The following is a 22,799-nucleotide window of genomic DNA, read 5'->3' as shown; positions in this document are numbered from 1 at the left end:
CTACTTCCCGGCGTCCGCGAGGCCGACCGAGACCAGGTCGATCCCACCGGAGAACCCGTCGTGCAGGTACGCGCCGGCGATGTTGCTGCCGACCAGCATCAGCACCTTCTCGTACAGCAGCGGGACGACCGGCGCGAGTTCCATGATCTGCTTGTCGAGGTCGCCGTACGCCGCGTTCGCCGCGGTGACGTCGGTCAGCTTGGCGATCTCGTCGATCTTCGCGTTCACGCCCGGGTCGTTCAGCTGGGCCAGGTTCGAGTTGCCCTTGGTGGTGATGTTGCGGCCGTCGAACAGCGGCGGCAGGAAGGTCGCACCGGACGGCCAGTCCGGGCACCAGCCGGTGATCGCGGCGTCGTGCTGCTGCGACGTCGTCCCGATCACCTCGTAGTACGTCGCGGTGTCGATGGTGTTGATCTTCACGGTGATCTTCAGCGGCTCCAGCGCCTGCTGGATCGCGACCGCCATCGCCTGCATCTTCGGTTGCGCCCGGGTGTCGAGGGTCATCGTGAAGCCGCCTGCCAGACCGGCCTCGGTGAGCAGCTTGCGGGCCGCCTCGACGTCACCCTTGTGGTCCGGGCTCGGGTACGGGTCGTAGTCCACCCGGCCGGCCACCGTCGGCGGTTGGATGCTGGTCCCGATGTCGGCGAGCGCCGACCCGCCGTCCGCGTCCCGCACGGTCTGCTTGTTCACCGCGAGGTTGATCGCCTGCCGGACCTTGACGTCGTTCAGCGGCTTCTTCGTGGTGTTCAGGCCCATGTACGTCGTACAGCCGCCGAGGCCGGTCATCGTGCGCTGCTTGAGCTGCGGGGTCTGGATCCGGGCCACGGAGGCGGCCTGGACCGTGCCCGCGATCGCGTCGGCATCGGCGCCCTGGCCGGCGATCATCCGCTCGTCGATGGTGGCGCCGTCGAGCCCGAACGTCCATTGGAACGCGTCCGGGTTCGCCGTCCGGACGTCGTCGCTCTTCTTGTCCCACTTGTCGTTGCGGACCAGCTTGAGCGAAGCGCCGGGCTTGTACTCGGACACCTTGTACGGGCCGGACGAGATCGGCTTGCTGTCCAGCTGGTTGCCCGCGCCCTGGCCCTTCGGTACCGGGGTGAAGGTGTTCTGCGCGACGACGCTGCCGAAGTCGGCGTACGGCTTCTTCAGGTGGAACACGATCGTCTTCGCGTCCGGCGTGGCGATTGTCGACAGGTCACCCGATTTGTACGGGCCCTGGTACGACGCCGGCGCCTCGATCAACTGCTTCGCGTACGGCGAGCCGATGCCGATCTCGGGATCCCAGGCCCGGGACACGCCCCACTTCACGTCCGCGCTGGTGATCGGCGCACCGGTCTCGAAGAACAGGCCGTCCTTCAGCGTGAACGTCCAGGTCTTCCCGCCGTCGGACGGCTTGCCGGTGTCGGTCGCCAGATCGGGGACGATCTTGGTGCCCTCGGCACCGGGCGCGGCGCCCTGCGTCGTGAGCGTCCGGTAGATCAGCCGGTAGAAGTTGTTGACACCGCCGTCGAAGCCGCGGGCCGGATCGAGGTGGGAGTAAGCCGCGTTCTGGAGCACCTGCAGCGTGCCGCCCTGCACCGCCTTGCCGCCGGGCCCGCCCGACTCGCCCTTGGCCCCGGTCGTGCCGCCGCCGCAGGCGCTCAGCGCCAGCGCACCGGACGCCACGAGCCCCACCAGCATGGTCGTTCTCTTCATTTGCCTACTTTCAGTTCGCGGCGCGCAGCCATACACGCATGGCCAGGGCCTGACGGTTCCCCCAGAGGAAGTACGGGACGAAAGTCGCCGGTACCTCGCTGATGGCGGTCTGGGTCTGTTGATCTGTGATCACCGGATACAGCTCTGCTGCCGGCGTCGGTGCGACACCCGCGGTCAGCTCGAGCACGACGCCGTCGTCCTGCCGGCGCGCTGTCGCCGCCGCAACTGCCGTTGGCGTCAGCAACAGGTCGTCGACGGGCGCGTCGACATCCTGTTGCTCGACGCAATAGACAAGCGGGCCCCGGGCAACGGCAAGGGCATCCCGGGTCGCATCGAGATACGGATGCGATCCGTGGGCTCGCGCAGACATCGGCAGCTGCAGCCGAACGATGTCGCCGGCAACAAACCGCCACCGCACCACAACCCACCCGTCGTCCGCCACGACAGGGCCCTCCACCCCACCGGGTGCGGTGAGCTTGGCTTCAGCGGCCCACGATGGGATGCGGAGCGCGAGCGCCTGCTCCCCCTCCGGTGCGCGCTCCACCATGATCGTCACCTCGCCGTCCCACGGGTAGTCGGTGGTGATGGTCAGGGCGAGATCGCCGGTGGTGATGTGGGCGTCGGCGTACAGGCCGACGTAGAGGGTGTCGTCGCGGACGGCGGCAACGTGGTCCTGGAGTTCGGACATCCAGCGGATGATGTTCGGCGGGCAGCAGGGGCAGCCGAACCACGGACGACGCAGCGGATCGCCACCGGCCTCAGCGCCGGAGCGCTGCTCGTGATCCGGCCGCCGCTGCAACGGATTGTCGTAGAAGAACGCCGTTCCATCGGCCGAAAGCCCAACAGCATAAGCGTTGTAGAGCACCGTCTCGAACACGTCGACGTACGACGATCTGCCGGTGGCAAGGAACATCCGCCACGCCCACTGCATCACCGCGATCGCCGCACACGTCTCGGCGTACGCGCGCTCGGACGGCAACTCGTACCGGTCGCCGATCGCCTCGTCCGAGTGTCGACTTCCCAGTCCACCGGTGAGGTAGAGCTTCGTCGCGACCATGTCGTCCCACAGCCGCTCCAACGCCTTCAGCAGCGTCGGATCGCCGGTCTCCAGGTGCACGTCCGCGGCCCCGGCCGCGAGATACGCCATCCGTACGGCGTGCCCGGTGACGGACGGCAGCTCCCGGAACGGCGCGTTGTCCTGGAAGTACTCGGCCGGGAAGATCGTGTGCTTCAGCTTCCCCTGCCCACGGCGATCGACGAACAGCCGTGCCTGCGTCAGATAGTCCGCGTTCCCGGTTTCTCGATAAAGCTCGACCAGCGCCATCTCCACCTCGGGATGCCCGTCGACGACCTCCTCGCCGTCCACCCCGAACTTCCGGACGACGAGATCCGCGAAGCGGCAGGCGATTGTCAACAATCGACCGTCGTCCAGCCGGCGGTTCGCCGCGACGGCAGCCTGGATCAGGTGGCCGAGGTTGTAGAGCTCATGTCCCCAGCCGAGGTCCGACCACGGCTGCTTGGGCTGATCCGGGTCCTGGAAGTACGAGTTAAGGTAGCCGTCGCCGGCCTGCGCCTGTTCGAGCAGTCCGACGACCTCGTCGAAGAACTCCCGTGCCCCGGCCGGCGCATCCTCCCGGCCGACCTCGTACGCGAGCCCTTCGAGCGTCTTGTACAGATCCGTGTCGAGGAACGGGTACCGCCCGCGGTACGGCCCGACCGAAGGATCCGCCAGCCGGCGCAGGTTCTCCAGGTTGCCGGCCATCCGCAGCTCGCCGATCGAGTGCGGGATCGTCGCCACCCGATTGCGCTGCTGCCAGGCACGCAACAGCCCTCCGGTCAGCTCCACCTCCCCCACCGGAACCACCGCTCCGGCGCTCGTCCGCACCGCTCCACTCATTCGTGCACTCCAGTACCGTGTGACATTGCACTGACCCTAAGGTGCTTCCCCACGCCTTGCCAAGCGATTCCGAAAGACGTTTACCTACCGGAGACAACTCGCCCCTCGCCGCGGCGCACCACCGTCGACGTCCGCCTCCCGTGGGGACTGGCTGCGTCAGAGCCGTGGGTCGACGGGCTCCGACTCGAGTGCGAGGACTGCGAAGACGCACTCGTGGATGCGCCAGAGCGGCTCGCCGCGGGCGGCGCGCTCGAGCGACTCCAGGCCGATGGCGTACTCGCGGAGGGCCAGCGACCACTTGTGACCGAGGTTGCGGTCACGGAGGCGCTCGAAGTTGGCCGGCTCGGTGTAGTCGGGACCGTAGATCAGGCGCAGGTACTCCTGCCCGCGCACCTTCAGTCCCGGCTGCGCGAGTCCCTTCGCCGTCCGCGTCAGGTTGGCCGCCGGCTTGACCACCATGCCTTCGCCACCGGCACCCGTGAGCTCTTGCCACCAAGAGATCCCGGCGTCCCAGTTGTCGGCGTCGACGAACAGCCGCCGGGTCGGCGTGATCAGTTCCGCCCCTGCCGCAACCATCCGGTCCGCGATCCCGAGATGCCAGGTGTGCGGCCTTTCGTGGTACGTCGCGCCCTCCGACGCCAGCACCTGGAACGGCGCGATCCGGACCCCGTCCAGCCCATCCGTCGGCCAGCAGTATCGCCGGTACGCCTCCGTGAACTTCGCGGCGTTCGCAGTACGGCGTTCCGTCGCGGCCAGCAGCCCACCCACGTCGAGACCGGCCGCGACGGCCGACCGCAGCGCCTCAGTGGCTGCTGGCAGCGACGTACGCGCGGCCGCGCCGACGGCGGCGTACTGGTTGCGCAGCAGGTCCTCGGCCTTCGCGCTCCACGGCAGCAGTTCCGCGTCGAGCAGCAGCCACGACGTGTCCAGCTCCGCGAAGACGCCGGCCTCCTCGGCGACGGCGCGAAGACGGAGCAGCAGCTCGTCGGTCAGCGCCGCGTCGAAGAAGGACCGCCCGGTGCGGGTGTGGATCGCGCCGCGACCAGCCAGGCCGAAGCGCTTCTCGGCCACGTCGTCGTCCCGGGTCAGCAGGACGACGGCGCGCGAGCCCATGTGCTTCTCCTCGCACACCAACTCGGTCACGCCCTGCCTCCGATACGTCTCGAAGGCCTGTCGCGGGTGCTCCAGCAAACCTGGTTCCGGCGAGGTCGCGACCGGGCTCATCGTCGGTGGCAGGTACAGCAGGAAGCGCGGGTCGATCGCGAACCGGCTCATCACCTCCAGCGCCGCACCGGCCTGCTCGGCCCGGATGCTGAGCCGTCCGTGGGTCGAGGTCTCGATCACCCGGCGACCGGTGACGTCGGTCAGCTCGAGTACGTCGGGCTCGCGCGCCGGTGCGGTTGCCACATGCAACGGCTTCGCGGGCGCGTAGTACTCCTGGGCGGCCTGGACCGCGACCAGCTCGCGGTCCGGGTAGCGCAGCGCGGTGAGTGCGCCGCCGAACACGCAGCCGGTGTCGAGGCAGATCGTGTTGTTGATCCACTCCGGTTCGGGGGTCGGGGTGTGGCCGTAGACGACCGTCGCGCGGCCGCGGTACTCGTTCGCCCACGGATAGCGAACCGGGAGGCCGAACTCGTCGGTCTCGCCGGTCGTCTCGCCGTACAGGCAGAAGGATCGGACGCGGCCGGACGCGCGGCCGTGCATCCGCTCGACCAGGCCGGCGTGCGAGACCACCAGCTTGCCGCTGTCGAAGACGTAGTGCGAGATCAGGCCGTCGATGAAACGCTCCACGGCGTCGCGGAACTCGGGCGGCTCCGCGGCGAGTTGCTCCAAGGTGGTTTCGAGACCGTGGCTGATCTTCACGTTGCGGCCTCTGAGTGCCTTGAGCAACTTGTCCTCATGGTTGCCGGGGACACAGAAAGCGTGGCCGTTGGCAACCATTCCCATGACGAGGCGGAGCACGCCGGGCGTGTCCGGGCCGCGGTCGACCAGGTCACCGACGAACACGGTTCGACGGTCCGGGTGTACGGCGTCGACCGGGCGGCCGGCGTCGTCGCGGGTGAGCGTGTAGCCGAGGTCGGTGAGCAGCCGCTCGAGCTCGGACCGGCAGCCGTGCACGTCGCCGACGATGTCGAACGGACCGGTCTGATCGGTCAGGTCGCTGAACAGCTTGGTGCGTTCGATGCTGACGGCATCGATCTCGTCGACGGAGGTCAGCACGTGAACCGTCCGGAAGCCTTCACGTTTGAGGCTCCGCAGCCCACGCTTCAGCTGCGACCGCTGCCGGGCGATCACCTTCGTCCCGAACTGCCGATCGGCTCGCTGCTCGTTGCGCTCGACACACACCCGCTCCGGCGGGTCCAGCACGATCGCCACGGGCAGGACGTCGTGCTCCCGCGCGAGGTTCACCAACTCCTTCCGCGCCTCCGGCTGCACGTTGGTCGCGTCGATCACCGTCAACCGCCCCGCGGCCAGGCGTTTCCCGGCGATGAAGTTCAGGACGTCGAACGCGTCTTTGGTGGCCGCCTGATCATTCTCGTCATCAGAAACCAGCCCTCGGCAGAAGTCGCTCGAAATCACCTCGGTGCGCAGAAAATGCCGCCGGGCGAACGTCGACTTCCCCGACCCACTGGCCCCCACCAGAACCACCAAACAGAGCGCTGGTACGTCGATGGTCGTCATCGAGCGCTCACCTCCTCACGCAGGCGGAAGAGGGCGAGCTGAGTCGGTGAGCCTACGTCCGGGTCGTCGGGGCCGACTGGACGGAACTCCACGGTGTAGCCGTGCACGTCCGCGACACCGGTAGCCCAGGTTTGGAACTCCGCGCGGGTCCACTCGAAGCGGTGGTCGGGGTGGCGGTAGCGGCCGGCTGGGAGGGCGGGGTAGCGGATGTTGTATTCGCTGTTGGGGGGTGGTGACGATGACGGCTCCGGGGTGCGCGGTGTGGAAGACGGAGTGGGCGAGGGCGGGCAGGCGCGGCGGGTCGACGTGCTCGATGACCTCCATCAGAACAACGGCATCCAGGCCGGCCAACCGCTGGTCGGCGTACGTCACCGACGACTGCAGGAAACGGAGACGTTCGCGTTGACGGTCCGGGAGGTCGTTGTAGTGAAGGCGTCGTTCGGCGGCGGTAAGGGCACGGGCGGACACGTCCGTTGCGATCAGCTCGCCGATCATCGGGTCCTTCAGAAGTTCGCCGACGAGCGCGCCCTCACCACAGCCCAGGTCGGCGATGCGCCGCGCCCCGAGCTCCCGCAGTACGCCGGCAACCGCCGTACGACGCTCGACCGCGAGTGAGACCGAGCCTTCGTCGGAGGCCTCTTCGACGAGTTCCACACCGTCCGCCTCGGCCAGGCGCTCCAGGGCACTGTCGGCGAGGTAGCGGCGGTGGGCCAGGTAGCGATGGGAGATCAGGTCCTTCTCGGGGTGCGCGCCGAGCCAGCCCTCGCCGGCGCGGACCAGTTTGTCGACCTCGTCCGAGCCGACCCAGTAGTGCTTGGCGTCGTCCAGCACGGGCAGCATCACGTACAGGTGATTGAGTGCGTCGGCCAGCCGCAGTACGCCCCTCAGCCGCAGGTCGACGTACCGCGACGAACCCCACGCCGGGATCTCGGGATCGAGCCGCACCGGGCGGGCGTCGACGGTCCAGCCGAGCGGGCCGAACAGGCGCTCGGCCAACTCGGCGCCGCCGCTGCACGGGAGCGCCGGGACATGGACATCGAGTGGGATCGGGCGGGCCGCCAGTTCGGGACGGGCGTCGCAGCGGCCGTTCATCGCGGTCCGGAACAGCTTGCCGATCGCAACGGCCAGCAGGCTGGAGGCTGCGTACGGGCGGTCGTTCACGTACTGCCCGAGGGTGAATCCTTCCGCTGCCTTGCCGCGCCCGGACCGGACCAGGGCGATCGGGTCGATCTCGAGCAGGACGGCCGCCGTACAGCGTTGGTTCGTCGCCTCGGGATAGAAGACGTGCGCCGAACCGCCGGTGACCTCGATCGCCTGCGGTCGCGCCGGGTTCTTGTGCAGCAGGAACCCGAAATCGCTCGCGGGAGCGTCAATTCCGGCCAGGTCGGTGCCAAACGTCAGGAACACCGCTGTATTCGATCACGCAACGCGTCCAGAACGACATTCAATTCGCCGGGTTTGTCAGGAGTTTCAGGCGTCGAACGCGTCGAGGAATGAGACACGCTGCGGGAGCTCTGGCGCATCAGGCCAGTTTGGATCTAGCTTGTCTTGAGAAGAAGAGTCGCTACAGACCGTCCTTCCCCGCTGACAGTCGGTAATGTCCCCGGTTTGTGGCGAGCGCCCAGCCACGCCGACTATGGGGAAAGGACCATGGCAGCTCTCCCAGGCCACACCGGCCACGACGACCCGATAAGACCCGGCGAGGTCCGCCGGTGAAACCCCAGACATTCGAACTCGTGCGCTACACCGACATCAGCGGAGTCTCCGGGACCGGCGTCGTCGCCGAAGGTTGTGTCTTCACCGACGGCTCGGTCGCGCTCCGCTGGCACGGCGCCAATCCGTCCACGGCCGTCTGGCCGGACCTCGACTCCATCCTCGCCGTCCACGGCCACGACGGCGCGACCGTCGTCCGCTGGCTCGACGTCTCCGAGATGGAGCCCGTCCCCGGCACCGACCTGCTCCCCGGCGAGGTGGCCCACATCCTGGCCACCGGCCGGCACACCCATCACCGCCCATCGGTGGTGGTCGCCTCGGCCTAGGGCGGGACCACCAGCCTCGCCCTAACCGGTCACGCTTGGCCTGTGACCGTCGTACCTACGGGGTGAGGCCGGTCAGGGCGAAGAACTCCTGGCGGGAGCTCTGGTTGTCGCGGAGGATGCCCTGCAGCGACGACGTGACCGTCCGGGAGCCCACTGCGCGGACGCCGCGCAACGACATGCACTGGTGCTCGGCCTCGATCACCACGCCGACGCCCTTCGGGTCGAGGTGGTCCTGGAGCCAGTCTGCGACCTGCTTGGTCAGCCGCTCCTGCACCTGGAGGTCGCGGGCGAACAACTCGACCACGCGGGCCAGCTTCGACAGCCCGAGGATCCGCTGGCCCGGCAGGTACCCGACGTGGGCGACACCCTGGAACGGCAGCAGGTGGTGCTCACACAGCGACTGCACCGGGATGTCCTTGGCCAGAACGAGTTCGTCGTACCCCTCGTCGTTCGGGAACGTGGTCAGCTCGAACTCGCGGGGCGTGAGCATCTCCGCGTACGCATGCGCGACCCGGCGCGGGGTGTCCGCGAGATGCGCGCTGTGGGGGTCCCGTCCGAGCGCGGTCAGCAGATCCGCGACAGCGCGCTGGGCGGCGGGAAGATCGATCTCCGCGCGGCCGGCGACGATGTGAAGGGGGACGGACTCGAGGTCGGCCGAGATCGCCATCTGCACACTCCCTGAGAGTTCAACGAACTGCCATCATAGCTGTTACATCAACCAATGTTGTCGATAGAATCATTCCGTGGACACTTCCTGGGACGCGAGCGTGCAGGCGGTCGCCGCTCTGGAGGAACCGACCCGGCGCCGCCTCTACGAGTACGTCGTCGGCCGGCCGGAGCCGGTGAGCCGTGACGACGCGGCCAATGCGCTGGGTCTCCCGCGGACGACCGCGGCGTTCCACCTGGACAAGCTGGCCGAAGAAGGCTTGCTCGCGACGTGCTACGAGCGCCGGACCGGCCGCACCGGCCCCGGCGCCGGACGGCCCGCGAAGCTCTACCACCGCTCCGACCGCGAGATCGAGATCTCCCTGCCCGAACGCCAGTACGCCGTCGCGGGTCGCCTGCTGGCCGCCGCGGTCGAAGACGCCGAGACGACCGGCAGCTCCCCGCGCGACGCGGTCAACCGCCGGGCCCGCGAGTACGGCGAGGCCCTCGGCCGCGCGGCGGGCGGCGCTCCCCTGACCGAGATCCTGGCCGCGCACGGCTTCGAGCCCCGCCCGGACAAGGACGGCATCGCGCTGGCGAACTGCCCGTTCCAGCGCATCGCCCGGGAGCAGCCTCAGCTGGTCTGCGGGATGAATCTGCACCTTCTCGCGGGCCTCGTCAGCACCCTCGACATCCCCTACGAAGCCCGCCTCGTCCCGACCCCCGGCCACTGCTGCGTCCGGCTCTTCCCGGCCGGATTAAGCTCGGCTGGTGGCTAAGGGCAAGCAGAGTCAGGGGACGCCGGCGACGGTGGCGTTGACGAAGGCGAAGGTCGCGTTCACGACGCATGCGTACGAACACGACGCGGCAGCGAAGTCCTACGGGCTGGAGGCGGCCGAGGCGTTGGGGCTCGCGCCGGAGCAGGTGTTCAAGACGTTGCTGGTCGAGGTCGACGGCAAGCTCGCGGTCGGCGTCGTACCAGTGGACAAGCAGCTCGACCTGAAGGCGATCGCGGCCGCGGCCGGCGGGAAGAAGGCGGTGATGGCCGACCCGGCCGCCGCCGAACGCACCACCGGGTACGTCGTCGGCGGCATCAGCCCGATCGGCCAGAAGCGCGCGCTGCCCACAGTCGTCGACAGCACCGCCACCGACCACCCGACGGTCTACGTCTCCGGCGGCCGCCGCGGCCTCGACATCGGCCTGTCCCCCGCCGACCTGATCACCGTCACCAACGCCCGCACCGCACCCATCGCCCGCTGACCACTCCCTTACGTCCGAAGAGCGAGGGCTATCGGCCACACATCTTCGGACGCAACGAGGTGGGTCAGCCGGTGATGCTGGGGGTGCCGGTTTCTAGGTGGCCGGTTAGGCGGCGGCGGTACGACGTGTCGTCGGTCGTGGTGACCTCGACGTCGTACCAGCCGTGGTCGGTCGGCCAGGACAACGAGCGGGTCTGCTTGCCGCGCAGCTCGATCGTCACCGTCTTGCTGCCGTACCCGAGGGCGTTCACCTTGACGGTCAGCGGCTTGCGCGAGGTGTTCACCAACTCCAGTTCCAGCGAGTCACCGTGCCGATCGGCGCGGACGTCGAGTCCGGCGGCCGCGCCGTCGACCGAGCCGGCCAGCTCGACCCAGAACCGGTTCGGCCCCTGCACGGCCACCTCGAACGGGCCGTCCACCGGGATCTTCTCGACCTGGGACCGTTTGACGTCGACATGCGCCGGCGCCGGCAGCTCACCGCCGTACGGGTAGATCGCGAAGTGTGCGGGCTCGGCGCCCTCGTTGCCGAGGGCCAACATCAACTTGCCATCAGCAACCAGGCCGGAAGCCGACGGCTGGTAAGGGATCGCACGGGCCGGACGGCGGCCGGGCTCCTGCTGCGGCACCACCTGGTCGGCCGGCGGCGTCGGCTTCCAGCGCGCGATCGGCGCCGGCACCGGGCCGGGCTTGTCGACCGACGGCTGCCGATAGGAGCGATCGAAATCGAACGCCGTGGTGAGGTCGCCACACGCGGTCCGTCGCCAGCTGCTGATGTTCGGCTCCCGTACGCCGGTCCACAGCTCGAGGAAGCGGATCACCGAGGTGTGGTCGAACACCTGCGAGTCCACGTGCCCGCCGACCGACCACGGCGACACCACCGTCATCGGTACTCGCGGGCCGAGCCCGATCGGCTGACCGGCGTACCAGTCGTCGCCCTCACCCGTGGCAGGCCGCGGCGCGACCGGCGGCGGGACGTGGTCGAAGTACCCGTCGTTCTCGTCGAAGTTGATCAGCAGCACGGTCTTCGACCAGGTCTCCGGGTCGGACGCGATCGCGTCGAGCAGGTCGTAGACGAGGTTCGCGCTGCCCACCGGCGTGGACGATCCGGGGTGCTCGGAGTCGACCGCGGACGGCACCAGCCAGCTGACCTGCGGCAGCGTCCCGGCCTTGATGTCGGCCCGGAGCCGCGGGATCAACGACTCCGGCTCGGACCGGTACATCGCCTTGCGGAACAGCTTCTGGTCTTTGATCGGCAGCTTCTCGACCGCCGTGTCCAGCTCCTTCAACGCAGTGGCCCGCTCATCCGGCAACTTCGCAAGGAGCTTGTCGTAGAACTCCTCGGTGGTCCGGTAGCCACCCGGCACTCCTGCCAGGATCCGGTGCCCGAGCTCCTTGAAAGTCTTGAAGTACTCGACCGCGTTGTCGGTGAAGTTGTCCCACTCCTGGTAGATCTGCCAGGAGACACCGGCCTTCTCCAGCCGTTCCGGGTACGACGTCCAGTCGTAGCCGGCGTGGTCGTAGGAGTACGCCGCGTTCGTGACCGCGCGCTGCGTCGTACCGGGCTCGTAGCCGGTGGTGCCGGACCACAGGTAGTTGCGGTTCGGATTCGTCGAGCCGTTGACGGAGCAGTGGTACGCGTCGCAGATCGTGAAGGTCTCGGCGAGCTCGTACTGCAACGGGATGTCGCGGCGCTCGTAGTGGGTCATCGTGGCCGACGTCTTGGCCTGGACCCAGTTGTCGTACCAGCCGTTGGCCCAGGCCTGGGTGGCGTCGCTGTAGCCATGGGCCAGCGCGCCCAGGTACTGGATGTCGTCGGGGTTGCGGCCCGCGTCCGCGGCGGCCTTGCGGATCGAGAACGGCAGCACCTCGCCGCCACCGGTCACCGGCTGGTGGAACACGCTCTTGCCGTCGCGCAATCGCAGTGGCTGCCGGTCGCCGTACCCGCGGACTCCGCGGAGCGTCCCGTAGTAGTGGTCGAACGAGCGGTTCTCCTGCATCAGCACGATGACGTGCTCGATCGCGCGCAGACCACCGCGCCGCAAAGGTTGCGCCATCGCGGTGTGCAGCGAGGGTGGGAGCAGCGAGACCGCTGCCCCACCCACCGCTGAACCGAGCACCAGGCGCCGGGAGATCTCACTCATGGTCGAGACCCTAGGGTCGCCCTGTAGCCGCTGCGAGACCTCCAGATGAACAGCTAGCCCCTCCGCGCGAGCACCGCATCCCTCAATGTCGAGAGGACTGTTTCAGTGGTTTCCCAGCCCATGCAGGCGTCGGTGATCGACTGTCCGTAGGTCAGTTCGCGGGTCGGGTCGAGGTCTTGCCGGCCCTCTTGGAGGAACGACTCCAGCATCACGCCGACGATCGCGCGGTTGCCCGCCGCGACCTGCGCGCCGATCTCCTCGGCCACCACCGGCTGCCGGCGGTGGTCCTTGCGGCTGTTGCCGTGGCTCGCGTCGATGACCACCCGCTCCGGCAGACCGGCCTTGCGGAGGAGTTCCTGCGCACCCGCGACGGAGTCCGCGTCGTAGTTCGGTCCACTGTCCGATCCGCGCAGTACCAGGTGGCAGTCCGGGTTGCCGCGGGTGTGCAGGATGGCCGGCGCGCCGTCGTGGTCGATGCCGGTGAAGACGTGCGGTACGGCGGCGGCCTTGATCGCGTCGACCGCCGTAGCGATCGAGCCGTCGGGGCGGTTCTTCATCCCGATCGGCATCGACAGGCCGGACGACAACTGGCGGTGCACCTGGCTCTCGACGGTCCGCGCGCCGATCGCACCCCATCCGACGGTGTCGGCGATGTACTGCGGCGTGATCGGGTCGAGGAACTCACAGCCGACCGGGAGGCCGAGCTCGAGCACCTGCACGAGCAGCTGACGAGCGGTCCGCAGACCACGGTTCACGTCGCCGGAGCCGTCCAGGCCCGGGTCGTTGATCAGACCCTTCCAGCCCAGGGTCGAGCGCGGCTTCTCGAAGTACACGCGCATGACCACGAGCAGACCGTCGGAGAGTCGCTCGGCGACCGGCCGGAGGCGTTCGGCGTACTCGTGGGCCGCCTTCGCGTCGTGCACCGAGCACGGACCGACGACGACCAGCAGGCGGTCGTCGACGCCGTTCAGTACGTCGGCGACCGCCTGGCGACCGTCGACCACGGTCCGGACCAGGGCGTCGCTCAGCGGCAGTTCGTCGTGCAGGGCCTGCGGCGTGATCAGCGGGACGGTCTTCTCGATCCGTCGATCGACGACCGCCGCCTGATCGGCCTGCTGCGGGAGGGTGTTCATGTGTGGGGACCTTTCCGCCGGATGACCCGCGGAAGGTCGCAGGCAGCCGGCTGGGAACGAGAAAAGGCAAGGACGGATGTCCTTGCCTTCGGGCCGGCTCTGGTGTCTGCGGTTGGGCGTCAGCGATCGGCTGAGTCGCCCGGCACCAAGGCCGGCCACTCAAAAAATCGCCAATAGCTGCGCTTCACGTGACAGAGGCTACCACTGCCGGAAACTCCGTGGCGTCCGCTCCTCGGTCATGGTTGTCTCGTCCGGTGACCATCCGTGCCGCGCGCCAGGACGAGCTGGAGCTCCTGCGCACCCTGGAGTCCGCCGCCGGCGTGCTCTTCCGCCGCATCGGGATGATGGACATTGCCGAGCACCCGCCGCCACCGCTCCAGCTCTTCGAGCAGGCCCGTCAGGCCGGCCGCCTCTGGGTGACGGTCGACGCCGACGATCACCCGACCGGCTTCGTCCTCATCACGCTGGTGGACGGCGCGGCCCACATCGAGCAGATCAGCGTCCACCCGGATCACCAGGGTCAGGGACTCGGCCGCCGGATGATCGGCCACGTCGACGCCTGGGCCGCGGAGCAGGGGCTGCCGGCCCTGACCCTCAGCACATTCCGCAGCGTGCCGTGGAACGGGCCGTACTACGCCCGCCTCGGCTTCCAGGAGCTGTCGCCGCAGGAGCTGACCTCCGGGCTGACCGACCTGCTGGCGGCGGAGACGGCGTTCGGACTCGACCCCGCCGAGCGGATCTTCATGCGTCGTTCGGTCGCCGGTCAGTAACCACGAGCGGTGTGGACTCGTTGAGGGCTGCAAGACGGGTCGAGACAACGGGGAGTGCAGCAGGTGGTGAGGCCGCGGACCTTCGAGCTGGTGCGGTACCGGGATCCAAGTGGGGTGTCAGGCACGGGTGTGGTCGCCGAGGGCTGTGAGTTCACCGACGGCTCGGTGGCGCTGCGCTGGCGGGGTGACAACCCCGCGACGGCGGTCTGGCCGGACCTCGACTCGGTCCTCGCGGTGCACGGCCACCAGGGTGCGACCGAGGTCCGCTGGATCGGGTCGCCGGCCGAGCCGGCCGGCATCGACGACCTCTTCGACGAGCTGCATCAGGTTCGGCCACCGGCCGCGCTGAGCGATCCGGTCCAGCCCGGCCACGGCCGGGGATGGGCAGGCGCCCGCCATCTCAGGTAGAACATGCCCGTGACGCAGATCTACCTGGTCCGGCACGGTGAGCCGGACTACGCGCCGATCGATTCCCGGGGCTGGCCCGGGATGGCGGCCGACTCCGCCCCTCTCACCGCCCTCGGCGTCAAGCAGGCCGAGGAGCTCGCTGACCTGCTCAGCGGCATCCAGGCGACATACCTGGTCAGCTCCCCGTTCACCCGGGCGCTGCACAGCGCCGCGATCATCGGTCACCGGCTGGCTCTCGGCGTCCGGGTCGACTACGACCTGCGCGACTGGCTCCCGGACCATACCGGGTCCTGGCGCGGTGTGGCCGACGTACGGGCGGTCCACGCCGAGTTGGAGGCGTACGACGGCGAGTGGCCGGAAGGCCTCCAGCGGCCCTGGGAGCCACTCTCCCGGGTCCGGGAGCGAGCCCGGGCGGCACTGGCCCGTCACACGGCCAGCACGGACGGACCGGTGCTCGCGATCACGCACGCGATGGTGATCCGTGCGCTGACCGGCGAGACGGGTACGCCGTACGGCGGGCACGAGTACTACCGGTACGACCCGGCCGACGACGGCCCGCTCTGAACTTGCTTGAAGCAACCGAGTGACCCATGTCACACCTGGTGATGACGTGAACACCGGCTCCGCGTGAAAACCCCTGATCACGGCCCGCGACGGCGTCGCGCGGCCACTTCGCGATAACAAATGAACCGAAGTTCGAGACAACGAGGGTTGAACTCGGTGTGAGTTGAGCATAGTTTTCACCGAGCGCCCGTCCGCGCTCACGGTGAGTCAAGGAGGTTGCCATGTCGAGAGGGATGCCTCGCCTACCCCGCCCGCTCATGGATCTGTGGGACTGGCAGTCGCAGGCCGCGTGCCGCGATGTCAACCCAGAGCTGTTCTTCTCGCCCGAATCGGAGCGTGGCGTCCGCAAACGAGCCCGCGAGATGGTGGCCAAGTCGCTCTGCGGCACCTGCCCGGTCCAGCCCGAATGCCGTCAGCACGCGCTCTCCGTCGGAGAGCCGTACGGCGTCTGGGGCGGCACCACGGAGTCCGAACGCGACAACACCCTCCTGCCCGAACACCGAAAGTCCGCGTAGCCCGCGGGGAGCTGCTTCTCCACCACCCACAGCCGCAGATCGTCCGGCCCGGTGAGGCCTGCGCGAAAGCTCAGGCCTTACCGTCGTCGGGCTCTGCTGTGGTCTCCTCCGGCGCGGCCGGCGGCTTCTTGTCCTTGGGTCTCTTCTTGTCCTCGGGCTTGTCCTGCTTCGGCGGCTCGGGCGGCTTGGTGTCCTCCGGCGGCTTCACCGTCGTCCGCGGGTCCCGGTAGCGATCCAGTGACTTGAGGAAGTCCGGATCGTCATCGGGCGCCACCGGGCGCAGACCCGGCTTCGACGGCCGGACGCCGGCGTCGCGACGGCCGCTCGCGGTGCGCGACATGAGCAGCCAGACGATCGGCCCGACGAACGGGACGAACACGATCAGGACGATCCACACCAGCTTGGGCAGATGCGGCACGTCCTCATCGGGTGTCTGGATGCAGGAGAACAGCGCGTAGACGCTGAGCACCAGGCTGATCAGGAACGGCAGAAATCGGACCACGGTCCAACAGTACGGCGCTTCGGGCAACACGCCCGCGCCACGACGGCCAAGTCGCTAACCCGTAACCAGCCGGGCCCCGAAGCTCAACTGGCCGAGGCGGTCAGCCCCCGCGCGCGCAGCACCGAGTTCTCCAGCGGCCGGAACACCAGCAGTTCGATGCCGACCCCGACCACGAAGATCAGCAGGATGCCGGCGAACACCGTCGAGATGTCCGACAGCGACATCCCGTTGTGCAGGAACTGCCCCAGGCCTTCGCCGAGCTCGGGCGAGGTCGCGATCAGCTCGGCCGCCATCAGCGACCGCCACGAGAACGCCCAGCCCTGCTTGAGTCCGCCGAGGAACCCGGGCAACGCGGCCGGCAGCAGGATGTACCGGATCCCGCCCCACCGACCGGCGCCGAGCGCCTTGCCGACCCGCGGCAGGATCGGCGGCACCTGGTCCAGCCCGGACACCAGCCCGTTCGCGATCGACGGCACCGCACCCAGCAGCACGACCCAGTAGATCGCCCGGTCGTTCAACCCGAACCACAGGATCGCGGCCGGCACCCAGGCCACCGACGGCAGGCTCTGCAACCCCGAGACGAGTGGCCCGATCCCCCGCCGTACGACGGTGATGTTGGCGATCGCCAGCCCGAGCGGTACGGCGATCAGCAGCGAGAGCGCGAAGCCGATCACGGCCCGGTGCACCGACACCCAGAACAGCTCGACGATCTTGCCGGTCGTCACCAGCTGCCAGATCTGACCCCAGACGTCAGCCGGCGCGGGCAGCTTGAACTCGGGCCAGAACGCGGCCGCCCACAACACCTGCCACACCACGACCATCACCACGATCGCACCCACGGGCGGCAGCACCCGGGCCGCGATCCGCCGCGCGCGCGAGCCCTCGGGCGCGTTGACCGGCGTGTCCAGCGCGTCCAGACCGGCTTCGACCGATCCCGCTTCCAGAAGCTCAGGCTGCGGCATGGCTACTGATCACCTTGCGCAGCGCGGCATTGATCTCGTCGACCGAGTCAGCCTCGGGTAGCTTGCCGGCGTCCCATTCGCGGACGACGCGACCCGGCCGCGACGACAGCAGGACGACGCGCTGACCGAGCCGGACGGCCTCGCGGACGTCGTGCGTCACGAACAGGATCGCCGTACCGGTCGCACGCCAGATCCGCAGCAGCTCGCCCTGCAGGACGTCGCGCGTGATCGCGTCGAGCGCCGAGAACGGCTCGTCCATCAGCAGCAGCGACGGCTTGCCCGCGCCGCTACCGGTGTTGTCCGTCGTCGAGGCCAGAGCGCGCGCCAACGCGACGCGCTGCCGCATGCCACCTGACAGCTCATGCGGCCGCTTGTCACCCAACCCGGCCAGCCTGACCAGCTCCAGCAGTTCGGCGGCCTTCGCGCGCCGCTGCGACTTCGGTACGCCGGCCATCCGCAGCGGGAGCTCGACGTTCCCGGCGGCCGTCAGCCACGGCATCAGCGCGGCCTCCTGGAACACGACGGCCGGCCGCGACGAGTTGAGTTCGATCCGCCCGCTGGTCGGCTGGTCCAGGCCGGCGACCAGGTTGAGCAACGTGGTCTTCCCGCAGCCCGAGGCGCCGAGCAGGCAGACGAACTCACCCGCCCCGACCTCGAGATCGACGCCGTCCAGCGCCACGACCGCCTTCCGGCCGGTCCCGAACGCCTTGCCGACCTGGTGGAACCGCACCGGACTGATCACGCTGTCCGACACGGTCTGATCGAGCTCGACTATCGCGGTCATGGGGCCTCCCTCGGATACTTCGTGAACTACTTGCTGTCCAGGCCGGCGGCGTCGACGGCCGGCTTGCCTGCCTTGCTCAGTACGTCGTTCAGCGGGCCGAGGTCGGCGAACCCGGCGACGGCCGGTGCCGTCTTGGCGATACCCGCGGTGACCTGGTCCTTGGCCAGCTGCGGGAACGTGGACGCGATCGGGTCCGCGGTGATCTCGATGTGCTCGAACGCGCGGTCGATGACGGCCGGCTTCAGTGCCTTGCCGGTCGCCTCCTTCAACTGGTCGTTCACCACGGTCTTGGCGGCCGCCTTGTCGGTGTTCGCGAAGTCGATCGAGGCGACCAGGCCGGTGAGCAGCGCCTTCACCGTCTCCGGGTGCTCCTGCAGGAACTGGGTCCGGACGATCAGCACGGTGGTCGGGAACTTGCCGTCCGGCCACAGCGACGCCTCGTCCAGCAGCACCTTCGCGCCGGCGTCGAGGACGAGCCGCGACGACCAGGGCTCGGGCAACCAGGCGGCGTCGACGTCGCCCTTCTTGAAGGCGTCCAGGGTCTGGGCGTTCTCCAGGTTGGTGACCTTGACCTTGCCGGTCAGGTTCTTCTCGGCCAGCCACTTCTTCAGCGAGACGTCCTGGGTGTTGCCGAGCTGCGGGGTGACGACGGTCTTGCCGACCAGGTCCTCCGGCTTGGTGATCGTCGACCGGACCACGAGCTGTGCGCCGCCGGACGTCGTACCGGCGATCAGGCGGACCGCCTCGCCGTTGGACTTCGCGTAGGCGTTGATCGCGGGACCCGAGCCGATGAAGGACGCGTCCAGCGAGCCGCCGAGCAGCGCGCCGACGGCTTCCGGGCCGGCGTTGAACTTGGTCGGCACGAGCTTGGTGCTGCCGAGCTCCTTGGTGAACAGGCCCTTGCCCACGCCGACCAGCGCGGCGGCGTGGGTGACGTTCGGGAAGTAGCCGAGCCGGAGCTCGGTGGCCGGGCCCTTGTCGGACAAGGCGGCCGGGGCGGCGTCGCGGTCGGCCCGCGAGCAACCGGCGGCGGCGACGAGCAGGGCCAAGGCAGCCGCGGAGGCGGCGAACAGGCGACGGCGGGCAGGACGAATGCTGGGAATGCTCACAGGAAGACCTTTGATTGTGCGGGCGGCGGAGACTCACCGCGGGCGGGCGTGGTTCAGAGCGGGCTGGAACGGCAGCGGGCTGAGGACGGCGCCGAAGGTCAACAGGTCGCGGAGGCGACGCGGAGCAGGTCGACGTGCCGACGGCGGGTGAGCGCGTCGGCGGGCCGGTTTGCGGTGACCTGCATGAGTCCATGAAAGCGGACAAAGTCGAGTAACATGCTCAGGTTTCGCGATGTGAGACGACGAATCGCGAAGTGAGACAAACGATCAATTTCGATCACCCACGGCCGGATCTGGTCACAGTGTTGAAAGCAAGCCGCCCGGCTGCCTACGGTCCTCGAGGTGCCTAGCCCCATCCCGAGGAGCCGCCTGATGCCAGATCTGCCGGACGGTTGGACGCCTGGTGGTCCGCTGACCGCCCGATCCCTCAAGACCGAGTACGCCGTCCGGCCGCTGGGGACCGAGGTGACCAGGCCCCGGCTGAGCTGGATCGCCACGGCTCCCGGGTACGGCGCGACCCAGACGGCGTACCAGATCCTCGTCGCCACCGCGCCGGAGCTGTTGACACCGGAGGATGCTGACGTCTGGGACTCGGGCAAGGTGAGCTCGGCGCGGACCTTCGGCGTCGAGCACGAGGGCCTGGTGGCGCCGCGCACCCGCTACCACTGGACGGTGCGCCTGTGGGACGGACTCGAGCGGGCCGGCGAGTGGGCCGCGCCCGAATGGTTCGAGACCGCTCTCCTCGACGAGGGGTTCGCCGCCGCGCGCTGGATCGGTGGCGAGGTGGACAGCGCTCCGCTCCTGCGCCGGGGCTTTGCGGTCGACGGGACCGTACGCCGAGCGCGGCTGTATGCGAGCGGCCTCGGGTACGCCGACCTCCGGCTCAACGGCCAAGCAGTGAGTGACTCGGTCCTCGACCCTGGCTTCACCGCCTACGACCACACCGTCCTGTACGTGACCCACGACGTCACCGACCTCCTGCAGCCCGGTGACAACGTGGTCGGCGCGGAGCTCGGCCGTGGGTTCTTCGGTCTGACCAGCCCGAACGTCTGGCGCTGGCACCAGACACCATGGTCCGCCGAGCCACGCCTGATCGCCCGTTTGGTGATCGAGTACGACAACGGCCGCACGGCCGAGGTGGTCACGGACGAGTCATGGCGCATCACCGGCGGCCCGACCCTTTCCGACTCCCTCTACACCGGCGAGACCTACGACGCCCGCCGCGCACTGCCCGGCTGGGACGCGCCCGGCTTCGACGACTCGACCTGGTCGACCGCTGCGCAGGTGGATGCACCGAAGGGACAGGTGCGAGCCCAGGAGCACGAGCCGATCCGTGTCATCGAGACCGTCCCCCCGGCGGACGTGACCGAGACCCGGCCCGGTGTTTGGATCGTCGACTTCGGCCGGACCACGGCCGGCTGGACCAAGCTCCGGGCCACCGCCGACGCCGGCGCCACCATCAGCCTGACCCACGGCGAGACGGTGACCGATGGCAACGTGGTGGCGGCCAACGGGCATGTCGAGGGCGACCGCATCCAGCGCGACGAATACATTGCCGCCGGCAACGGCGTCGAGGAGTGGGAACCGCGCTTCTCCTACAAGGGCTTCCGCTACGTCCAGGTCGAGGGCGTCACCGAGCGTCCCGACGTGCTGATGCGGGTCGTCCACTCCGACGTGCGCCCGGTGACCCGGTTCACGTCGACCCAGCCGTCGTACGAGCAGTTCGATCAGGCGATGCGCCGGACGATCCTGAGCAATCTGCACGGGATCCCGACCGATACGCCGTTCTTCGAGAAGAACGGCTGGACGGGTGACGCGCAAGTGGGCGGGCCGACGATGCTGGCCACGCTCGACCTGGCGCGGTTCTTCACCAAGTGGCTCGGCGACATCCGGGACAGCCAGGCGGAGTCCGGGCAGTTGCCGGTGATCGTCCCGTCCAGCGGCTGGGGATTCACCGACCTCTCCCCCGCGACCGAGTGGCCGACGGTCTATCCGTTCCTGCTGCGCGAGCTGTACCGCTGGTACGGCGACGAGCGACTGCTGCGCGAGCACTGGGATTCGCTCACCCGCTACCTCGCCTGGGAGCTCGACCGGGTCGAGGACGGCTTGTCCGTCAGCGTGCTCGGCGACTGGCTCCCGCCGGGCTACGGCAGCGGCCCGGCGCCGGAGGACCGGCGGCTCACGGGTACGGCCTACCTGTACCGGGCCGTGGTCGCGGCCGCCGAGATCGGCGACATCATTGGCCAGCCCAACGACTATCGCAAAGCGGCGGCCGAGCTCGCCGACGGCTTGAACCGCGCGTTCCTGGATCGTGATGCGGGCCGCTATCGCTCGGCCGACGATCCGGACTACCGGCAGACGTCCAACGCCGTGCCGCTGGCGTTCGGCATCGTGCCCGATGAGCTGGTCGAGCGGGTCGCGGCCAACCTGGCCGCCGACGTCGAAGCGCGCGGCTTCCATCTCAACACCGGCTGCCTCGGTGTCGGCGTACTGCTGCCGGTGCTCACCGCGCACGGGTACGGCGACGCGGCGACGAAGGTCGCGTTGCAGCGGACGTACCCGAGCTGGGGCTACTGGTTCGAGCTCGGCGCGGACACGATGTGGGAGAAGTGGGAGGACGACTCGCGGTCGCGGAACCACTACTTCCAGGGCACGGTCGTGGAGTGGATCTTCGAGAACGTGGCCGGCCTCCGCAACGTCGACGCTGGCTGGGAGCGGATGGTCGTCCGGCCGGACGCGCGCGGCGAAGTGGACTCCGCGAGCATCCGGACCGAGACGATCCGCGGCCGGGTGTCGGTGGTGTGGAAGAAGACGAGCCGGGTGCTGTCACTGGACGTGCAGGTCCCGGTCGGTACGACGGCCGAGGTCCACGTACCGTCCGCGGCCGCGTCGGACGTCACCGCCGTACCGGCTCCGCTGGCGGGCGAGGCGTTGTACCAGGACGGGTTCACGATCTACACGGTGCCGGCCGGGCAGTGGAGCTTCACGAGCCGGTCGGCGTGACCTTGGTGTAGAGAAGGTCACGGCACGCGCGGCCCTCGGCCTGGGCGCGGGACTCGAACTTGGTGACCGGCCGCCATTCGGGTCGCGGGGCCCAGCCGTCGTACTGGTTGCGCAAGGCCGGCTCGGCCTCGCAAACGTCGCGCATCTGCTCCGCGTAGTCCGCCCAGTCGGTTGCCAGATGCAACGTCCCGCCGGGCTGCAACCGGGACGCCACCAGCCGCACGAACGGCGGCGTGACCAGCCGGCGCTTGTGGTGCCGCTTCTTCGGCCACGGGTCCGGGAAGTAGATCCGTACGCCGGCCAGCCCGCCGGGAGCCACGTGGTCGCGGAGGAAGTCGAGCGCGTCGCCGTGCAGCAGCCGGACGTTGTCGAGGTCGTACTTCTCCATCCACAGCATCAGCTGGCCAAGGCCGGCCGGATACACCTCGGCGGCCAGGTGGTTGACCTCCGGCGCCGCGACCGCGAGCTGGGCGGTCGCGTCGCCCATTCCCGTCCCGATCTCCAGCACGGTCGGCGCGTCGCGCCCGAACCACTCGGCCAGATCGACCGCTCCCGGCGGCAGGTCCTCGAGCTTGTGGCCCAGCTCGGACCAGCGTGTCTCCCACACGCGCCGCTGCCCAGCCGTCATCCGCACACTCCGCCGGACGTGGCTGAACACACCTTCCTGCCTGACCTGATCCACCGCATCCAC

Annotated in this window: 21 protein-coding genes; 8 read left to right on the top strand and 13 right to left on the bottom strand. The window is 69.1% G+C overall.

Going from position 1 to position 22,799, the window contains the following annotated elements; genetic code table 11:
- The 4 genes from OG558_RS27940 to OG558_RS27925 all read right to left on the bottom strand — a co-directional run bounded on the left by OG558_RS27940 (position 1) and on the right by OG558_RS27925 (position 7,681).
- Positions 1-1,695, bottom strand: a complete 1,695-nt coding sequence (locus OG558_RS27940) for an ABC transporter substrate-binding protein (RefSeq protein ID WP_405065658.1) — start codon at positions 1,693-1,695, stop codon at positions 1-3.
- A gap of 10 nt (positions 1,696-1,705) precedes the next feature.
- Complete coding sequence (locus tag OG558_RS27935) at positions 1,706-3,592, bottom strand: glycoside hydrolase family 127 protein (protein ID WP_405065657.1); 1,887 nt, start codon at positions 3,590-3,592, stop codon at positions 1,706-1,708.
- Positions 3,593-3,748: 156 nt separating this feature from the next.
- Positions 3,749-6,274, bottom strand: a complete 2,526-nt coding sequence (locus tag OG558_RS27930) for a polynucleotide kinase-phosphatase (RefSeq protein ID WP_405065656.1) — start codon at positions 6,272-6,274, stop codon at positions 3,749-3,751.
- Between the two features lie 15 nt (positions 6,275-6,289).
- Positions 6,290-7,681 carry a 3' terminal RNA ribose 2'-O-methyltransferase Hen1 gene (locus OG558_RS27925; RefSeq protein ID WP_405065655.1) on the bottom strand — a complete coding sequence of 464 codons (1,392 nt, stop codon included), beginning with the start codon at positions 7,679-7,681 and terminating at the stop codon, positions 6,290-6,292.
- A 305-nt stretch (positions 7,682-7,986) separates the two neighbouring features.
- Here OG558_RS27925 and OG558_RS27920 point away from each other — a divergent pair, with 305 nt between their 5' ends.
- Positions 7,987-8,313, top strand: a complete 327-nt coding sequence (locus OG558_RS27920) for a hypothetical protein (RefSeq protein ID WP_329475564.1) — start codon at positions 7,987-7,989, stop codon at positions 8,311-8,313.
- A gap of 55 nt (positions 8,314-8,368) precedes the next feature.
- Here OG558_RS27920 and folE read toward each other — a convergent pair whose 3' ends face one another.
- On the bottom strand, positions 8,369-8,980 hold the full coding sequence (gene folE, locus OG558_RS27915; RefSeq protein ID WP_329475563.1) for a GTP cyclohydrolase I FolE: 612 nt from the start codon (positions 8,978-8,980) through the stop codon (positions 8,369-8,371).
- 76 nt (positions 8,981-9,056) lie between these two features.
- Between folE and OG558_RS27910 the strand changes: the two genes are divergently transcribed.
- Both OG558_RS27910 and ybaK read left to right on the top strand, forming a co-directional pair.
- Positions 9,057-9,737, top strand: coding sequence for a helix-turn-helix transcriptional regulator (locus OG558_RS27910; RefSeq protein WP_405065654.1), 681 nt, complete (start codon positions 9,057-9,059; stop codon positions 9,735-9,737).
- Positions 9,730-10,218 carry a Cys-tRNA(Pro) deacylase gene (gene ybaK, locus OG558_RS27905; protein ID WP_405065653.1) on the top strand — a complete coding sequence of 163 codons (489 nt, stop codon included), beginning with the start codon at positions 9,730-9,732 and terminating at the stop codon, positions 10,216-10,218. The genes OG558_RS27910 and ybaK overlap by 8 nt, the downstream gene beginning before the upstream one ends.
- 64 nt (positions 10,219-10,282) lie before the next feature.
- On the opposite strand, the gene OG558_RS27900 is transcribed toward ybaK, so the two are convergent.
- Complete coding sequence (locus OG558_RS27900; protein ID WP_405065652.1) at positions 10,283-12,358, bottom strand: phosphocholine-specific phospholipase C; 2,076 nt, start codon at positions 12,356-12,358, stop codon at positions 10,283-10,285.
- A gap of 53 nt (positions 12,359-12,411) precedes the next feature.
- Entirely contained in the window at positions 12,412-13,491 is a 1,080-nt protein-coding gene (locus OG558_RS27895; RefSeq protein ID WP_405065651.1) for a 3-deoxy-7-phosphoheptulonate synthase, read from the bottom strand.
- A gap of 254 nt (positions 13,492-13,745) precedes the next feature.
- Here OG558_RS27895 and OG558_RS27890 point away from each other — a divergent pair, with 254 nt between their 5' ends.
- The 4 genes from OG558_RS27890 to OG558_RS27875 all read left to right on the top strand — a co-directional run bounded on the left by OG558_RS27890 (position 13,746) and on the right by OG558_RS27875 (position 15,748).
- A complete protein-coding gene (locus OG558_RS27890; protein ID WP_405065650.1) occupies positions 13,746-14,261 on the top strand; it encodes a GNAT family N-acetyltransferase in 516 nt (171 codons plus the stop codon).
- 66 nt (positions 14,262-14,327) lie between these two features.
- A complete protein-coding gene (locus tag OG558_RS27885; RefSeq protein ID WP_405072226.1) occupies positions 14,328-14,669 on the top strand; it encodes a hypothetical protein in 342 nt (113 codons plus the stop codon).
- A gap of 9 nt (positions 14,670-14,678) precedes the next feature.
- Positions 14,679-15,233 (top strand): histidine phosphatase family protein, encoded by a 555-nt coding sequence (locus tag OG558_RS27880; protein ID WP_405065649.1) that lies wholly within the window; start codon positions 14,679-14,681, stop codon positions 15,231-15,233.
- Between the two features lie 221 nt (positions 15,234-15,454).
- Entirely contained in the window at positions 15,455-15,748 is a 294-nt protein-coding gene (locus tag OG558_RS27875; RefSeq protein WP_131350551.1) for a WhiB family transcriptional regulator, read from the top strand.
- Positions 15,749-15,818: 70 nt separating this feature from the next.
- On the opposite strand, the gene OG558_RS27870 is transcribed toward OG558_RS27875, so the two are convergent.
- The 5 genes from OG558_RS27870 to OG558_RS27850 form a co-directional block, all read right to left on the bottom strand.
- Positions 15,819-16,250, bottom strand: a complete 432-nt coding sequence (locus OG558_RS27870; protein WP_329475555.1) for a PLD nuclease N-terminal domain-containing protein — start codon at positions 16,248-16,250, stop codon at positions 15,819-15,821.
- Between the two features lie 83 nt (positions 16,251-16,333).
- Positions 16,334-17,212, bottom strand: a complete 879-nt coding sequence (locus tag OG558_RS27865; protein WP_405065648.1) for an ABC transporter permease — start codon at positions 17,210-17,212, stop codon at positions 16,334-16,336.
- Positions 17,199-17,996 (bottom strand): ABC transporter ATP-binding protein, encoded by a 798-nt coding sequence (locus tag OG558_RS27860; protein ID WP_329475553.1) that lies wholly within the window; start codon positions 17,994-17,996, stop codon positions 17,199-17,201. The genes OG558_RS27865 and OG558_RS27860 overlap by 14 nt, the downstream gene beginning before the upstream one ends.
- A 26-nt stretch (positions 17,997-18,022) precedes the next feature.
- The gene (locus OG558_RS27855) at positions 18,023-19,105 is read right to left on the bottom strand and encodes an ABC transporter substrate-binding protein (RefSeq protein ID WP_405065647.1); all 1,083 of its coding nucleotides are present in this window, start codon (positions 19,103-19,105) and stop codon (positions 18,023-18,025) included.
- Positions 19,106-19,203: 98 nt separating this feature from the next.
- On the bottom strand, positions 19,204-19,290 hold the full coding sequence (locus OG558_RS27850) for a putative leader peptide (RefSeq protein ID WP_363818422.1): 87 nt from the start codon (positions 19,288-19,290) through the stop codon (positions 19,204-19,206).
- A gap of 187 nt (positions 19,291-19,477) precedes the next feature.
- Here OG558_RS27850 and OG558_RS27845 point away from each other — a divergent pair, with 187 nt between their 5' ends.
- A complete protein-coding gene (locus OG558_RS27845; RefSeq protein WP_405065646.1) occupies positions 19,478-22,108 on the top strand; it encodes a family 78 glycoside hydrolase catalytic domain in 2,631 nt (876 codons plus the stop codon).
- On the opposite strand, the gene trmB is transcribed toward OG558_RS27845, so the two are convergent.
- Positions 22,089-22,799, bottom strand: coding sequence for a tRNA (guanosine(46)-N7)-methyltransferase TrmB (trmB, locus tag OG558_RS27840; protein ID WP_329475550.1), 711 nt, complete (start codon positions 22,797-22,799; stop codon positions 22,089-22,091). The genes OG558_RS27845 and trmB overlap by 20 nt on opposite strands.

The organism is Kribbella sp. NBC_01510, assembly GCF_045040325.1.
Taxonomy (GTDB): Bacteria; Actinomycetota; Actinomycetes; order Propionibacteriales; family Kribbellaceae; genus Kribbella.
This window is presented reverse-complemented; position numbering and strand designations above follow the sequence as displayed.

What these genes read in the sequence shown, in the direction of transcription:
- OG558_RS27860 (WP_329475553.1), bottom strand. Translation starts at nt 17,996, where the DNA reads ATGACCGCGATAGTCGAGCTCGATCAGACCGTGTCGGACAGCGTGATC.
- OG558_RS27875 (WP_131350551.1), top strand. Translation starts at nt 15,455, where the DNA reads ATGTCGAGAGGGATGCCTCGCCTACCCCGCCCGCTCATGGATCTGTGG.
- OG558_RS27895 (WP_405065651.1), bottom strand. Translation starts at nt 13,491, where the DNA reads ATGAACACCCTCCCGCAGCAGGCCGATCAGGCGGCGGTCGTCGATCGA.
- OG558_RS27930 (WP_405065656.1), bottom strand. Translation starts at nt 6,274, where the DNA reads ATGACGACCATCGACGTACCAGCGCTCTGTTTGGTGGTTCTGGTGGGG.
- OG558_RS27935 (WP_405065657.1), bottom strand. Translation starts at nt 3,592, where the DNA reads ATGAGTGGAGCGGTGCGGACGAGCGCCGGAGCGGTGGTTCCGGTGGGG.
- OG558_RS27845 (WP_405065646.1), top strand. Translation starts at nt 19,478, where the DNA reads ATGCCAGATCTGCCGGACGGTTGGACGCCTGGTGGTCCGCTGACCGCC.
- OG558_RS27900 (WP_405065652.1), bottom strand. Translation starts at nt 12,358, where the DNA reads ATGAGTGAGATCTCCCGGCGCCTGGTGCTCGGTTCAGCGGTGGGTGGG.
- OG558_RS27850 (WP_363818422.1), bottom strand. Translation starts at nt 19,290, where the DNA reads ATGCAGGTCACCGCAAACCGGCCCGCCGACGCGCTCACCCGCCGTCGG.
- folE (WP_329475563.1), bottom strand. Translation starts at nt 8,980, where the DNA reads ATGGCGATCTCGGCCGACCTCGAGTCCGTCCCCCTTCACATCGTCGCC.
- OG558_RS27940 (WP_405065658.1), bottom strand. Translation starts at nt 1,695, where the DNA reads ATGAAGAGAACGACCATGCTGGTGGGGCTCGTGGCGTCCGGTGCGCTG.
- OG558_RS27865 (WP_405065648.1), bottom strand. Translation starts at nt 17,212, where the DNA reads ATGCCGCAGCCTGAGCTTCTGGAAGCGGGATCGGTCGAAGCCGGTCTG.